Consider the following 14,695-nt stretch of genomic DNA (forward strand, 5'->3'; position numbering starts at 1 on the left):
TAAAATTTCTATGAACAAAAATATCTTACGCATCACACAACGCATTATCGATCGCAGCAAAGCAAGCCGTGCTGCTTACCTTGATAAAATAGCGGGCGAGAAGTCAACGACTGTGCATCGCGCTAGCTTATCTTGTGGCAACTTAGCTCATGGTTTTGCTGCGTGTGGTTCAGATGACAAAAATACATTACGTGGTGTTAATCACTCTGATGTTGCCATTGTTTCTTCATATAATGATATGCTTTCAGCGCATCAACCATACCAAACGTATCCTGAAATTATTAAAGCGGCAGTAAAAGAAACTGGTGGTGTAGCGCAATTTGCTGGTGGTGTGCCAGCCATGTGTGACGGTGTAACTCAAGGTCAACCAGGTATGGACTTAAGCCTGATGAGTCGAGATGTTATTGCCATGTCGACGGCAGTTGCGTTGTCTCATAACATGTTTGACGGTGCCTTAATGCTAGGTATTTGCGATAAAATAGTCCCGGGCTTAATGATCGCCAGTATGACATTTGGTCATTTACCAACCGTTTTTGTACCTGCTGGCCCAATGCCATCAGGCTTACCAAATAAAGATAAAGCACGTGTTCGTCAACAGTACGCTAAAGGTGAAGTTGGCAAAGAAGAATTATTAGAAGCAGAATCTGCGTCTTATCACAGTGCGGGTACTTGTACTTTCTTCGGTACAGCAAACTCAAACCAATTAGTAGTTGAAGTGATGGGTTTACATTTACCCGGTGCTTCTTTTATTGCGCCTAATACACAATTACGTGAAGAATTAACCAAAGCCGCCGCGCGTCAAGTTACACGTTTGACTCAGCAATCTGGCAATTACATGCCGATAGGTAAAATGGTTGATGAACGTTCAATTGTCAATGCCATTGTCGCTTTGTTAGCAACCGGTGGTTCAACAAACTTAACCATGCACATCATCGCCTTTGCTAAAGCAGCAGGTATTATTATTAACTTCCAAGATTTTAATGATTTATCTGATGCAGTGCCATTATTAACCCGAATTTACCCGAATGGTCATGCTGACATTAACCAATTTCAAGAAGCGGGTGGTATGGCATTGCTATTTAAAATGCTTATTGACGCTGGTTTGGTACATGAAGATGTTGAAACAATTTGTGGTCGCGGCTTAACGCGCTATACCCAACGTCCTGTATTGGAAGATGGCAAGTTAGTTTGGATCGACGGCGCAGCTAGCTCAGGCGATGACGAGATCATTGCCACTGTTGCAAAACCGTTCAGCAGCCATGGCGGCTTACAAGTCATGAAAGGTAACTTAGGTGTATCAGTGCTGAAAACTTCATCACTTCGTGAAGGTAGTTTTGTAATAAAAGCACCTGCTGTTGTTTTTGAAGATCAACATGAACTTGATATTGCCTTTAATGCGGGAGAGTTAGAAAAAGACTTTATCGCGGTTGTGCGTTTCCAAGGCCCGAAAGCCCGTGGTATGCCTGAACTTCATAAATTAACACCACCGTTAGGCGTGTTACAAGATAAAGGCTTTAAAGTTGCACTAGTAACTGATGGTCGTATGTCTGGCGCTTCTGGTAAAGTTCCTGCGGCTATTCATTTGTGCCCTGAAGCATTAGATGGCGGCTTAATTTCAAAAATTAAAACCGGTGACATGATTTTACTTGATGGTGAAACTGGCGAACTAACGTTGTTAGTTGAAGAAAGTGAACTTGCTAAACGTGAAAATGCCATTTTTGAAGTGAATGGCCATCATCAAGGTATGGGCCGTGAACTGTTTGGTTTTATGCGTCGTAACTTAAGCTCTGCTGAAACGGGTGCCTGTTCACTATTTGATGAGAACTTTCAAGGCGGGCTATAACTATGCCGCAAAGTGAAATAAACATTATTGCTGATATTGGCGGAACCAATATGCGCGTTGCTCAAATCGACGCGCAGGGCGGTATGACGAATATAACCATTTATGCTTGTGCAGAACACGAAAGCTTAGCGGTGGTGTTAACAGACTTTATTACTCGCCAGCACTTGGTCGGTAAAAAAATAAATGCCTGTTTAGCTATTGCTTGCCCGGTAGATAAAGATCTTATTGTGATGACGAATCTACCTTGGCAGTTTTCGCAAAGCCAATTAAAATCACAATTGCAACTTAATGAACTGGTGCTAATTAATGATTTTACGGCAATAGCTCATTCAATTCCGTATTTAGATGCAGATCAAAAAGTTCAAATAGGCGTTGGTGATGTTATTGCCAACAAACCTATTTCTATCTGTGGCGCTGGTACTGGTTTAGGCGTAGCCAATTTGATCTCAGTAGATTCTGGATGGCATAGTTTAAGCGGTGAGGGTGGTCATGTAGATTTTGCACCGGTTGATGAACAAGAAATAGCCATTTTACAATTCCTGTCGAAAAAATATGCTCGTGTTTCTAGTGAGCAATTATTGTCAGGTTTAGGGATTGAACAAATATATCAAGCCTTGAGTTTTTCAAAAAATGGTGAAGCAACTATGCTGCCAGCCAAAGAAATAGCTGAAAAAGCTTTATCAGGCAGTTGCTCGTTGTGTGTTGAAACCTTAGCACAATTCTGCCGTATTCTAGGTAGTTTCGCTGGTAATCTAGCGTTAACACTAGGCAGTTATGGTGGTGTTTATATTGCGGGTGGAATTGTTCCTCGCTTTATCGAGTTTCTTGCAAGCAGTGATTTTAGAAAAAGATTTGAAGCAAAAGGGCGGTTATCCAGTTTTAATCAACCTATCCCAACATTTGTTGTAACAGAAGAACAACCCGGCTTACTTGGCGCATCGGCGTATCTTGATCAATATTTATCAGAAAAAAGTAAAGCTAATTACACCAACCAAACAACTAACACTACTAGGTATTAAGAGGAATTATGACTTTATCAAATAAATGGCAAATTCAGCCATCAGATCTATTTGCAATGGGCCCTATAGTTCCCGTTTTAGTGATAAAAGATGTTAAAGATGCGCTACCAATAGCAGAAGCTTTGTTAGCAGCTGACATAAAAGTATTAGAAGTGACATTACGTACTCCAGCTGCTTTAGAAGTGATCAGTATCATCGCTAAACATTTACCAGAAGCTGTGATTGGCGCTGGTACGGTAACTAATCGCGATTTGTTGCAACAGTCTTATGATGCTGGGGCAAAGTTTGCAATAAGCCCAGGTTTAACAAAAGACTTATTACAAGCAGGTAAAGAAGGTAACTTAGCGTTAATTCCTGGTATTTCTTCTATTTCAGAATTAATGGATGGTATAGACTTAGGTTACGATCACCTTAAGTTCTTCCCTGCAGAAGCATCAGGCGGTGTTAAGGCACTTCAGTCAATTGGTGGACCATTTCCAGATATTAAATTTTGTCCAACCGGTGGTATTAATTTAAATAACGTTAGAGACTATTTAGCATTACCTAATGTGGTTTGTTGTGGTGGTTCTTGGTTAGTGTCTGATGAAATTATTAAAGAAGGTCATTGGCAAGAAATTACTCGCTTAGCAAAACAAGCTCTAGCGCACGTAAAATAAGCTAGTTAACGCCTACATTCGATCAGTTTAATTGCTGCTCGCGCATGAAAAACCAGGCTTTAGCCTGGTTTTTTTGTCAATAGAGACGGTAGTATATGCTGACAGTTACTTAGAACTTAGAACTTAGAACTTAGCACTGTGTGGGAACTGCCCGTTAAAGCTTAATGAAAACTTATTTTTAGTTAGATTTTTGTCTCTGTTAATAGTGGTAGTTCTAATCTCATGCGTTGACTATTGCGGATGAAATTACTCCCAGTTTCTACTAACTCTCTACCTTCTTTTATTAAAGCTTGGGCTTCAGTCTGTAATTTTTTTGACTTGGTAATCATAGCATTACCTTTTTTTACATCGTCAATAGCATCTTCCCATTTTTCACCAATTACGGTTAAACGCTCAGCTTCATATTGGATCTCTTTTGGGCTTGTTGAAGCACCAATTTTTTGAGATTCTAGCTGGTAACTTTGTCGAGAACGAATAATGGTATCACTAGCTAATTGAATTAAAGCTTCGCCTTCACGTAGCTCTGTACGTGAGTTTTCAAGTACTTTTTCACCTTTGACAATCAGCTTTTCACCTTTCTCAGATGTTTTTTTGCCTTGCTCCCACATACCATTAGGGTTATTAGCAAAATCACCGAGCTTAGGTGTTGTGGCACAAGCAGTTAGAAAAATAGTGGTTAACGTTATAAGTAAAATTTGTCTCATATTATTTCCTTTAATTCTCATTTATTACTATCGTGAGTTCAAATCTCACAAATGATTTTTTGGTTTTATTTACCGGTATTATACGGATTACGTTGCAAAATAGTTCAAATATATTGATAGCGAGCAAAAAAAGTTAACTTGACTTAACTTGTAGACACTTCATTTAGGTAAGATTTAACAGGTAGTTAAGAGCGATGAGAAGTAAATATTGGTAAGTTATGGCTATTTGGCCATTTATAAAATCATATTTGTTGTTTTATTTCATGCGTATATTATTTCATGAGTTTATTACTTTACAGTGTTCATAGCTTTTTACCGCTATACATTTCATAAAAGTATGTCAGTAGTTTAAATTTAGGGTGTAAAAAAGCCAGATTGAATCTGGCTTTTAAAGTAGCTTATTGAGCTAAGATAAACTACATGTTTATTGCTTAGAAATATAAGTCGCCAAGTCTAAAATTTTGTTTGAGTAGCCAATTTCATTATCGTACCAAGAAACGACTTTCACAAACGTGTCTGTTAGGGCTATACCTGCTTCTGCATCAAAAACAGAGGTACATCTTTCGCCGATAAAGTCGTTAGAAACAACAGCATCTTCAGTGTAACCTAAAATACCTTTTAACTGACCTTCTGACGCGGCTTTCATTGCGGCACAAATTTCTTTATAACTGGCCGGTTTTTCTAAGTTTACAGTTAAATCAACTACTGACACATTAGGTGTTGGAACACGAAATGCCATACCGGTTAACTTACCGTTCAACTCAGGAATAACTTTACCAACAGCCTTTGCAGCACCTGTTGATGAAGGAATAATGTTTTGACCAGCACCACGACCACCACGCCAATCTTTAGCTGATGGGCTATCGACGGTTTTTTGTGTTGCTGTAGTCGCATGAACTGTGGTCATTAAGCCATCTTTGATGCCCCAGTTGTCATTTAACACTTTAGCAATGGGTGCTAAACAGTTTGTAGTACAAGACGCGTTTGAAACAATGTCTTGTCCTGCATATTCAGTATGGTTAACCCCCATAACAAACATCGGGGTATCGTCTTTAGAAGGTGCTGAAAGCACAACCTTTTTAGCGCCAGCAGCAATATGCTTACGTGCGTTTTCATCAGTTAAAAATAGTCCAGTTGATTCAACAACAACGTCAACCTCTGCTTCATCCCACTTTAGATCAAGTGGATTACGCTCAGCGGTAACGCGAACATTTTTACCATTGACAACTAAATGACCATTAACAACCTCAACAGTGCCGTTAAATCGGCCATGAGTAGAGTCATACTTAAGCATATAGGCAATATAATCTACGTCAATTAAGTCGTTAATAGCGACTACTTCAACATCTGTTCTGGCAAATGCTTCTCTAAATACGAATCGACCAATGCGGCCAAATCCGTTAATCCCTACTCTAATTGTCATAATGAAACCTTAATACTAAGCTTTAAAAAATTAATGTAGTAAAATTACACCATTTTAAGAAAATTACAAGAAATAAATCGACAATAGACGATATAAGTCGATTTAATACTTGTTTAATTGCGTATTGTTACTAAAATACCGAGTATTAAACGTAGTGATTTACTTACGACTTACTTACGACTTACTTACGACTTATTTACGAGTGTTTTCCTCAGATTACTATTTCTCTTTGACGATGATGCTATAATGCATTTTATTTGAATTTTATGGACTTTTTATGATACAGAACAACAGCGTATGCGATATTGGCTTTATAGGCTTAGGCGTAATGGGCAAGAATTTAGTGCTTAACTTGGCTGACAATGGCTTTAGTATCGCCGCTTTTGATCTTGATATTAGTAAAGTTGAAGGTGTTATTGAGCAAGATAAAGCTGAAAGTGGCTTATCTACTGCGCGTGTCATTGGTTGTACTTCTTATACAGAATTACTTTCTCGCTTAAAACCTCCTCACCTTATTGTGTTGTCGGTTCCTGCAGGTGCTCCTGTTGATCAAGTATGTGAAAACTTGATCGGTGCTGGGATTCAACCCGATGATATTGTAATTGATACTGGCAATAGCTTATGGGTTGATACGGTTGCACGTGAGAAAAAATATAAAAATAACTTTATTCTATTCTCATCAGCAGTTTCAGGTGGTGAAGTAGGGGCACGATTTGGCCCCGCATTAATGCCGAGTGGCTCTCCTTACGCTTGGACAAGAATAAAGCCTATTTGGGAAGCAATTGCCGCGAAGGTAGATGATGAAACCGGTAAACCGATAGAGCGTACGAAGCCCGGTGATATTGTCACAGAAGGGGAACCTTGTGCGGCATACATTGGTCCTGCAGGTGCTGGACATTATGTAAAAATGGTACATAACGGTATCGAATATGCTGATATGCAAATTATTTGTGAAGCTTATCAAATGTTGCGAGATGGTTTAGCTTTAAACAGCGATGAAATTGCCGATATTTTTGCCTTGTGGAATAAGGGACCATTAGAAAGTTATTTAATGGAAATTTCAGTTGAAGTTTTGCGCCATCGTGTGGGCGAAGACCAAACACCGTTAGTTGATTTGATCTTAGACAAAGCGGGTCAAAAGGGTACAGGGCTATGGACTGCGGTCAGTAGCCTAGAGTTAGGTACTCCCGCACCCACCATAGCGCAAGCTGTTTATGCTCGTTCTATTTCATCATTTAAAGACTTACGTGTTAAAGCTTCTACTATATTGTCAGGTCCAGAATTAATCACACTTGATAAAAATGAAAAACAGGCATTTATAGCGCAACTTCATGATGCTATTTATAGCGCTAAAATATGTGCCTATGCTCAGGGCTTTCAATTAATGAAGCTTGCAGAAAAAGAACATGATTGGCAGCTTAATTTTGCCAGTATTGCAAAAATTTGGCGTGCTGGTTGCATTATTCGTGCAGCGTTTCTTCAGTCAATCACTGAAGCATTTGAGCGTAATCCTGAATTAGAGAACTTATTGTTAGACGATTTCTTTGCTAAGCAATTAAGTAAGCACCAAATGAACTGGCGAAAGTCAGTGTCAAACTCTGCCTTAATGGGAATACCAACGGGGGCTATCTCTTCTGCACTATCATATTATGACTCTATTCGATGTGCCGTGTTGCCAGCAAATTTATTGCAAGCTCAGCGAGATTTTTTTGGAGCGCATACCTTTGAGCGTATCGATATAAATACAGGTAAAAAGTATCATGTTAATTGGTCAACACCAACGCGTGATATGGTCGAATTAGGCTAAGTTGTCATTTGTACTCTACCCAAGGTTAAATTTACTTGGGTAGAGGTTCTTATTTTAATTACCTCTCTCCCATAGCTTGAACCTTCAACCTACCAATAAATGCCGCCACATAAGTAAGAAGAAGTAAGAAAAATAAATACTTATTTTATCTTCGACACCGTGCCAATAAAATTCAACAAAATCGCTAGTATTTATAATGATGTCACTCGACTCTTAAGTAAAAATAGCCCGTATTTAAATGAAATGTATATTTTTGATTATTTATGCCTGAAAAACGATTGTAACTGGTAGCGAAATAATTCATGTTGGATTACAATATGGACCGAATTTAGTAATTATTTATTACGAATTGCAGCTTTACATTAAAAACAACCCATCTTCAATTGACTGAAATAAAAGGTTTACGCAATGACTTCTCATCTTGAGGAACAATATCAAACTAGTTGGCAAGAGCGCCAAACGTTCGCTGAAAACATGCAGCCGATCACCGGGCAATTATTTAGAAATAAAGGAATCGAAATTTCTATTTATGGCCGTCCACTAGTTAATGCTTCTGCTATCGACATTATTAAAGCGCATAGATCAGTGGCTTTACACGAAGAAAATAAATTGCGTTTACGCGAAAGTTTCCCATTTTTACAAGCGTTGGCAAAAATGGATTTAGCGCCTGCCCGTATTGATGTTGGTAAATTAGCTTATCGTTACTTATTCAAAGGTGAAGCTAATGGTTTGTCAATTGAACAGTTTTTAGAAAAAGAATTAGCGACAATTATCTCTAAAGGCAGCGACATCCAAGAAACTAAAGACGTTGTACTTTACGGTTTTGGTCGTATTGGTCGTTTATTAGCACGTTTGTTAATAGAACGTGCAGGCCCTAATGCTAAATTAAACTTACGTGCGATTGTTATCCGTCCAGGTAAAGAAGATGATTTAGAGAAACGTGCTAGTTTATTGCGTCGTGATTCAGTCCATGGTGCTTTTAATGGCAGTATTACCATTGATAAAGAAAATAATGTCATTAAAGCGAATGGCGCTTTTATAAAAATTATTTATGCTAAATCACCATCTGAAATTGATTACACGGCTTACGGTATCAATAATGCGTTAGTTGTAGATAACACTGGTATTTGGAGTGATGAAGAAGGTTTAGGTCAGCATCTACAATCTAAAGGCGTTGCTAAAGTATTACTAACAGCACCGGCTAAAGGCGATATTAAAAACATCGTATTCGGCGTAAACGACGACATGATTTTAGCCGATGACAAAATAATTTCTGCGGCAAGTTGTACAACGAACGCGATTACACCTGTGCTTAAAGCATTAAATGATGAGTTTGGTATTCGCAACGGTCATGTTGAAACTGTTCATTCATATACTAACGATCAAAACTTAATTGATAACTACCATCCTTCGCCACGTCGCGGTCGTAGTGCGCCACTAAATATGGTTATCAGTACTACAGGTGCTGCTAAAGCCGTAGCTAAAGCACTGCCAGAATTGAAAGGTTTGTTAACAGGTAATGCTATTCGTGTTCCTACGCCAAATGTATCAATGGCGATCATGAACTTGAATTTGAAAAAAGAGACTGACAAAGCATCTTTGAATGACTACTTACGTAAAATTTCTTTGAATTCTAAACTACAAAACCAAGTAGATTACACCGCATCTACTGAAATTGTATCAACTGACTTAGTGGGTTCACGTTACGCAGGTGTAGTTGATTCACAAGCAACAATTGTTGACGGTGATCGCGCTGTACTTTACGTATGGTACGATAATGAGTTTGGTTACAGTTGTCAGGTTGTTCGTGTGATGTTAGCAATGGCTGATATTAACGTACCAACATTGCCATTAACATAAGCATAACGAACTCGAACTTACTTTGGTATCCATAATGTAGTTCTAGTTTATTGAATAAGCGTTTACTGTGTAGGTAAACGCTTTTTTTATAGCTAATTTTTAATAAAGCCTTAAGTTATAAGGCGAGATGTCGATATAGTCTTTATAGTCATACCAAATTGATTAATTAAGATAATCAACGTTAAAGTAGGGTAGATAATGTCAGTAGAACTCAATGCAAATAATTCTGTATTTATGAATACCGAAACTATACTCGCGATTAAAAGCGCAAATTTAGCAAAGTCACAAACTGAGTTAGAAGGTCAGCAGGCGTTGGCACTTATTGCTTCAACCTCGGTAGACAATGTTAGTTTACCTGCGGTAGGTAATACCGGACAAAATATTAATATCAAAGTATAAATTTTAAAGCTACAAAAATATAAATACGTTAACTTTGCTTCAAAGATTTTAAAGGCTTATTAATTGCCTATGTGTATTAACGCTTTTGAATATCGGCTAATAAAAGCATCGGCTATTAAAAACATCGGCTATTAAAAACATCGGCTATTAAAAATATTGAAAGGCCTGAAAGTATATTCTGTATACTAATCGACTTGAATTTAAATACACCTTGCCGGTTTCGGTAAGCCAGCATACTTAGTGGCTTGTTTCGCCGGGCCTTCTTTAAACAATCGATACAAATATCGACTGCTCGCTTTTTCTTCACCAAATTCTGCTTTCATGGCTTTAGTTAAGGCGCGAATAGCAGGTGAAGTATTGTAAGTTAGGTAAAACTCTCGTACAAAGCGAATAACTTCCCAATGGGCTTCTAAAAGCTCTATTTCGTCAGTGCTTGCAAGTAAAACAGCTACGTCTTCATTCCATTGTGTAAAATCGAGCAAATAGCCTTGTTTATCCGTGGCTAAGCTTTGGTTGTTATATATTATTGTCATGACCAAGTAATTGAATTGTCGTGTTTAAAAAGTAGTGTGACTACTTCGGTTAATGTGGTTGCTATAAATACACTATTGGTACTAATTTGTGCTCGTGCATTAGCGTGAAGGCTAATAAAATAAACGCTAAGTTCAGGTTTTTTTTCTAGCGTATCGAGTAACAACTTATGACTTAAATTATAACAACCATCATCCATCAATAATATACGGTCTTGCGGCAAAACCATATCAAGGCATTGTGCTAATGCATTGCTGCTATAACCTGAACTTCTAATAATATGTAGCATTGCCATGTTAAAACCTGTAAATCACGTTGTGCTGATGTAAGCGTTGACTAAAAGCCTCGTTTGATAATACCTGTATATTGCTGATATGAAAATTTTCAGATAAGTTTCTCTCAACTAAAGACTGTTGGCAAACATAGATGTTTTCAATATCATAAAATTCTAATGCTGAAAATGTTTTTAAGTAATCTTTAATACCTATGGCTGAAGCTTTTTGATCCCCGATCACCTGAAATACACCATCACCTAAAAAAAACAGCGATGTAGCTTGTTCGTATGAGCCAAATATTAATGCGGCGTCTAGGGCTTCTTTACCGGCGGCGCTTGAAAAGGGCGCTTGTGTGTTGAGAATAGCGATAGTTTTGTCACGTTGTTTATTATCTGACATTATAATTGCACCACACGTTCGGCTTTACTGGTAAGTTCAACTAACTCACCTAAACCTGAAACTGTAAAAGCCTGGTCGATGTTTGAAAGCTCGATATGATTAAGTTCGTCAGTTAACCCACGCTTTTCCGCTGCGGTAATACATAAATATAAAGGCACACTGTAATCTTTGTTGATATATTGCCATTGCTTTAATGTTTGATATTCATCACTTGGAATGGACAAATGCTTAGCCGCATTTAACACGCCGTCTTGATAAAAGAACACACCCACAATACTGACACCACTTTCAATCGCCGCTTGCACAAGCTCAATGGCGGTTGTTGTTAAGTTGCTGTTAGGCGGAGTGGTTACCACCAAAGCTAATGTGTTTTGCATATAATGCCTTTTTGTCTTAACTAACGTTATTTAAAAACAGGTAATAAAAAAGCCTCAATACTGAGGCTTTATATTTTATACGTTAAGTATAAACAATTACTAATCACATTTAATGATTTTTAACTGCTAATTAGTCATCGCCGCCTAAAACACCTAAAAGGCTTAATAGATGTACGAAGATATTATAAATATTCAAGTATAGAGAAACAGTCGCACGAATGTAGTTTGTTTCACCACCATGAATAATGCGGCTTGTATCATATAAAATCAAACCTGACATAATCATAATAACTGCAGCACTAATAGCTAATGACAGCGCTGGAATTTGGAAGAATATGTTTGCTACCATTGCAATTACTGCAACGATTAAACCGACCATTAAAAAACCACCCATGAATGAGAAGTCTTTTTTGCTAGTTAATGCGTAACCAGAAAGAGCAAAGAAAATTAATGCCGTTCCGCCTAATGCTTGCATAATCATAGAAGCGCCGTTTGGCATTGCAGCATAATAGTTAAGCATAGGGCCTAAAGATGCACCCATTAAGCCGGTGAAGGCAAAAATCCAAAAAATACCACTCGCTTTATCGGCATTTTTATTTACAACAAATAATAAACCGAATGAAACTAATGTCATTACTAAGGCAGCCATATGAGACAAGCCCATCGCCATAGAAACACCAGCAGTTACGGCACTAAACGCCAAAGTCATTGAAAGTAACATATAGGTATTTTTCAAAACCTTGTTAATCTCAATCGCTGAACTTCTACTAGCATTTACACTAATATTTGATTGCATAAAATTTCCTCTAAGTATGCTAAATATATTTTTTAGATGTGGGCAAATGTTAAAAGTTCAAGGGTAAATCAAATATTTAACCTTTATTTCATCTGTATAGGTGATAATTAACTATTAACCACATTGACATATTATGGCACGCTATATTTTTAATTACTATCTTTAAACTTGTTGAAACTCATCAATAATTTGTGAGCGTTTGTAACAGCCATTACTGTGATCGTTAACCATGCCACATGCTTGCATATGCGCATAACAAATGGTTGAACCAACAAATTTAAAACCACGTTTTTTTAAGTCTTTACTCCAAGCATCAGATTCTTTAGATGTGGCAGGGTAGTCGCCCAGTTCAGCCCAATGATTAACAATAGTTTTATGGTCAACAAAGCCCCACATATAATTACTGAAGCTGCCAAACTCACTTTGAATGTCGATAAATAGTTTAGCATTATTGATAGCAGCAATAATTTTACCTCGATGGCGAATAATAGCGCTATTAAGTACTAGCTCTTCAACTTTATCATCACTAAAGAGGGCAACTTTTTTAACGTCAAAATTGTCAAATGCTGCTCGGTAGCCATCACGACGCTTTAAAATAGTGTACCAACTTAAACCTGCTTGCGCTGATTCGAGGGTTAAATATTCAAAAAGCTTTCGATCATCGTAAACAGGCACTCCCCATTCGTCATCATGATATGCAACGTAATCGGCTTTTGTCGTATCTAACCATGGGCAGCGACAAAGATTTTTTTCACTCACAAGCTTTCCTTAAATATGTAAATCAGCCAAATCTGCTCAAATAAATGGCAAATTGTTGATTTTTTTAGCAAACAAACTTTTTTATAGAATAAATCCTTTACAAGAGAATTTCGAGCCTTTATTATTCGCCCCGTTCTCAAGCAGCAATGTTTTTGAACTTCAGGTGAGATGGCTGAGTGGTCGAAAGCACCGGTCTTGAAAACCGGCAAGGGTTTGTAGCCCTTCTAGAGTTCAAATCTCTATCTCACCGCCACATTAAGAAATGTCCGTTAATCGAAAGGTTAGCGGGCTTTTTGCTAACTCAGTGTTTAGTTTTATAAAAAGGGTTTGTAGCACTAATACTTCGAGTAGAGTTCAAATCTCTATCTCCAGTTTTTTATTACATACCTGTAAAACCACACAACTTCATCCTTGAAGTTAATCGGCACATTAAGAAAAGCCCGTTAATCGAAAGATTAGCGGGATTTTTGCTTTTTAGAGTTGCCAACCCCTATTTTCTCTTTGCTCTAGGTCTATTAGTTTTTTTCACCGGTTTCTTTTTCTTGTTTTGTATAGGCGCTTTTGAAAACTCTTTATGGAAGGGCTGATCTGTAACAACAGGAATAACTTGCCCTATGCTGCTTTCAATATTAGTTAATTGCCTTATATCATTTTCTACAGCAAAGGAAATGGCCATGCCACTTTTCCCGGCACGAGCAGTTCGCCCAATACGGTGTATGTAGTTTCTTGGATCTTCAGGAAGGTTATAGTTAATAACTAAAGTAATATTATCAACATCAATGCCACGAGCAGCAACATCAGTTGCAACTAATACTCTTAAATTAGAGTCTTTAAAGTTTTGTAAGGCTTCTTCCCTAACTGCTTGTGTTTTTCCACTGTGAAGGCTAGCGGCAGTTATTGATGCTTTTTCTAGCTCTTTAACAATGATGTCAGCGCCATACTTTGTTTTACAAAAGATGAGCACTTTTTCATAGTCAGCTTTTGTCAGGATATTAAATAGCAAAGGTACTTTATTCGATTTTTCAAGGTGGTATACACTTTGATTAACCAAGTCGATGGTAACCGTTTGCGCAGCAATTTGAACTTTGGTTGGTTCGGTTAATATAGCTTCTGCAAGTAGCTCTATTTCAGCTGGCATAGTGGCTGAAAATAACAGTGTTTGTCGCTGCTTTGGCAGTTTAGATATGATGCTTTGAACATCGTTAAAGAACCCCATATCAAGCATTGTGTCTGCTTCATCTAACACGAATACTTCTAACGCCTCAAAATTTATATCACCCGTTTCAATTAAATCCAATAATCTACCAGGGGTGGCCACTAAAATATCAAGTCCAAGCGCTATAGCGTCAACTTGCGCTTGTCTTCCTACGCCACCATAAACAACCTTAGTCTTAAGCCCTAAACCCTTAGAGTAGTCATCAATATTTTGCATTATTTGCGAAGCAAGCTCTCTCGTAGGCGTTAGTATGAGTGAACGCGTGCTCTTAGCTTTGATATCTATGATGTTTCGCCCAAAATTATTGATAATAGGCAATGAAAAGGCGGCGGTTTTTCCTGTTCCCGTTTGGGCTATACCCAGAAAGTCACTGCCATTAATAAGGGCTGGAATACATGCTTTTTGGATCGGTGTGGGTTGTTTATAGCCTTTAAGACTAACACGGTCAATAATTGACGTTAAAAGTGAAAATTCTTTAAATTCTGACATGCTGTCTCGGTATTCTTTAATCAATAGCCGACTATTCTAACAGAATACTTTAACATGTTTAAGCTGTATTCAAGGGCGCTGTACCTGACACATTCCCTCAAAATATCTCTTGAAAAAATAGTTCAGTAACGAAGTGTTGTGA

At 37.8% G+C, this 14,695-nt stretch carries 15 protein-coding genes and 1 tRNA gene; 7 read left to right on the top strand and 9 right to left on the bottom strand.

Features of this window, described 5'->3' with window-relative positions; translation table 11 throughout:
• The first annotated feature begins 10 nt into the window (after positions 1 to 10).
• From edd to A3Q33_RS16830, 3 genes are read left to right on the top strand one after another with little or no spacing between them, the layout of a single operon-like run.
• Positions 11 to 1,843, top strand: a complete 1,833-nt coding sequence (edd, locus tag A3Q33_RS16820; protein WP_081182720.1) for a phosphogluconate dehydratase — start codon at positions 11 to 13, stop codon at positions 1,841 to 1,843.
• Positions 1,844 to 1,845: 2 nt separating this feature from the next.
• The gene (locus A3Q33_RS16825; RefSeq protein ID WP_081180950.1) at positions 1,846 to 2,862 is read left to right on the top strand and encodes a glucokinase; all 1,017 of its coding nucleotides are present in this window, start codon (positions 1,846 to 1,848) and stop codon (positions 2,860 to 2,862) included.
• An 8-nt stretch (positions 2,863 to 2,870) separates the two neighbouring features.
• Entirely contained in the window at positions 2,871 to 3,518 is a 648-nt protein-coding gene (locus A3Q33_RS16830; protein WP_081180951.1) for a bifunctional 4-hydroxy-2-oxoglutarate aldolase/2-dehydro-3-deoxy-phosphogluconate aldolase, read from the top strand.
• Between the two features lie 182 nt (positions 3,519 to 3,700).
• Here A3Q33_RS16830 and A3Q33_RS16835 read toward each other — a convergent pair whose 3' ends face one another.
• Both A3Q33_RS16835 and gap read right to left on the bottom strand, forming a co-directional pair.
• Positions 3,701 to 4,222, bottom strand: coding sequence for a hypothetical protein (locus A3Q33_RS16835; protein ID WP_081180952.1), 522 nt, complete (start codon positions 4,220 to 4,222; stop codon positions 3,701 to 3,703).
• Between the two features lie 424 nt (positions 4,223 to 4,646).
• A complete protein-coding gene (gene gap / locus A3Q33_RS16840; protein ID WP_081180953.1) occupies positions 4,647 to 5,645 on the bottom strand; it encodes a type I glyceraldehyde-3-phosphate dehydrogenase in 999 nt (332 codons plus the stop codon).
• Between the two features lie 277 nt (positions 5,646 to 5,922).
• On the opposite strand from gap, the gene gnd reads away from it, so the two are divergent.
• The 3 genes from gnd (at position 5,923) to A3Q33_RS16855 (ending at position 9,711) form a co-directional block, all read left to right on the top strand.
• Entirely contained in the window at positions 5,923 to 7,452 is a 1,530-nt protein-coding gene (gene gnd / locus A3Q33_RS16845) for an NADP-dependent phosphogluconate dehydrogenase (protein ID WP_081180954.1), read from the top strand.
• Positions 7,453 to 7,860: 408 nt separating this feature from the next.
• Entirely contained in the window at positions 7,861 to 9,312 is a 1,452-nt protein-coding gene (locus A3Q33_RS16850) for a glyceraldehyde-3-phosphate dehydrogenase (protein WP_081180955.1), read from the top strand.
• A gap of 198 nt (positions 9,313 to 9,510) precedes the next feature.
• Complete coding sequence (locus A3Q33_RS16855) at positions 9,511 to 9,711, top strand: hypothetical protein (protein ID WP_081180956.1); 201 nt, start codon at positions 9,511 to 9,513, stop codon at positions 9,709 to 9,711.
• Between the two features lie 200 nt (positions 9,712 to 9,911).
• Here A3Q33_RS16855 and A3Q33_RS16860 read toward each other — a convergent pair whose 3' ends face one another.
• The 6 genes from A3Q33_RS16860 to A3Q33_RS16885 all read right to left on the bottom strand — a co-directional run bounded on the left by A3Q33_RS16860 (position 9,912) and on the right by A3Q33_RS16885 (position 12,848).
• Positions 9,912 to 10,244: a TusE/DsrC/DsvC family sulfur relay protein gene (locus tag A3Q33_RS16860; RefSeq protein WP_155866797.1), complete on the bottom strand. Its 333-nt coding sequence runs from the start codon at positions 10,242 to 10,244 to the stop codon at positions 9,912 to 9,914.
• The gene (gene tusB / locus A3Q33_RS16865) at positions 10,241 to 10,537 is read right to left on the bottom strand and encodes a sulfurtransferase complex subunit TusB (RefSeq protein ID WP_081180958.1); all 297 of its coding nucleotides are present in this window, start codon (positions 10,535 to 10,537) and stop codon (positions 10,241 to 10,243) included. Before tusB ends, A3Q33_RS16860 begins: the two co-directional genes overlap by 4 nt.
• Position 10,538: 1 nt before the next feature.
• The gene (gene tusC, locus A3Q33_RS16870) at positions 10,539 to 10,916 is read right to left on the bottom strand and encodes a sulfurtransferase complex subunit TusC (RefSeq protein ID WP_081180959.1); all 378 of its coding nucleotides are present in this window, start codon (positions 10,914 to 10,916) and stop codon (positions 10,539 to 10,541) included.
• A complete protein-coding gene (tusD, locus tag A3Q33_RS16875) occupies positions 10,916 to 11,293 on the bottom strand; it encodes a sulfurtransferase complex subunit TusD (protein WP_081180960.1) in 378 nt (125 codons plus the stop codon). The genes tusC and tusD overlap by 1 nt, the downstream gene beginning before the upstream one ends.
• Before the next feature lie 130 nt (positions 11,294 to 11,423).
• Entirely contained in the window at positions 11,424 to 12,089 is a 666-nt protein-coding gene (locus tag A3Q33_RS16880; RefSeq protein ID WP_081180961.1) for a Bax inhibitor-1/YccA family protein, read from the bottom strand.
• Between the two features lie 162 nt (positions 12,090 to 12,251).
• Positions 12,252 to 12,848, bottom strand: coding sequence for a DNA-3-methyladenine glycosylase I (locus A3Q33_RS16885; RefSeq protein WP_081180962.1), 597 nt, complete (start codon positions 12,846 to 12,848; stop codon positions 12,252 to 12,254).
• A 162-nt stretch (positions 12,849 to 13,010) separates the two neighbouring features.
• Between A3Q33_RS16885 and A3Q33_RS16890 the strand changes: the two genes are divergently transcribed.
• Positions 13,011 to 13,101 (top strand) — tRNA-Ser (locus tag A3Q33_RS16890).
• A 237-nt stretch (positions 13,102 to 13,338) separates the two neighbouring features.
• On the opposite strand, the gene A3Q33_RS16895 is transcribed toward A3Q33_RS16890, so the two are convergent.
• Positions 13,339 to 14,553 carry a DEAD/DEAH box helicase gene (locus A3Q33_RS16895; protein WP_081180963.1) on the bottom strand — a complete coding sequence of 405 codons (1,215 nt, stop codon included), beginning with the start codon at positions 14,551 to 14,553 and terminating at the stop codon, positions 13,339 to 13,341.
• Positions 14,554 to 14,695 lie beyond the last annotated feature (142 nt).

Origin of the sequence: Colwellia sp. PAMC 21821 (assembly GCF_002077175.1) — a bacterium.
Lineage (GTDB): Bacteria > Pseudomonadota > Gammaproteobacteria > Enterobacterales > Alteromonadaceae > Cognaticolwellia.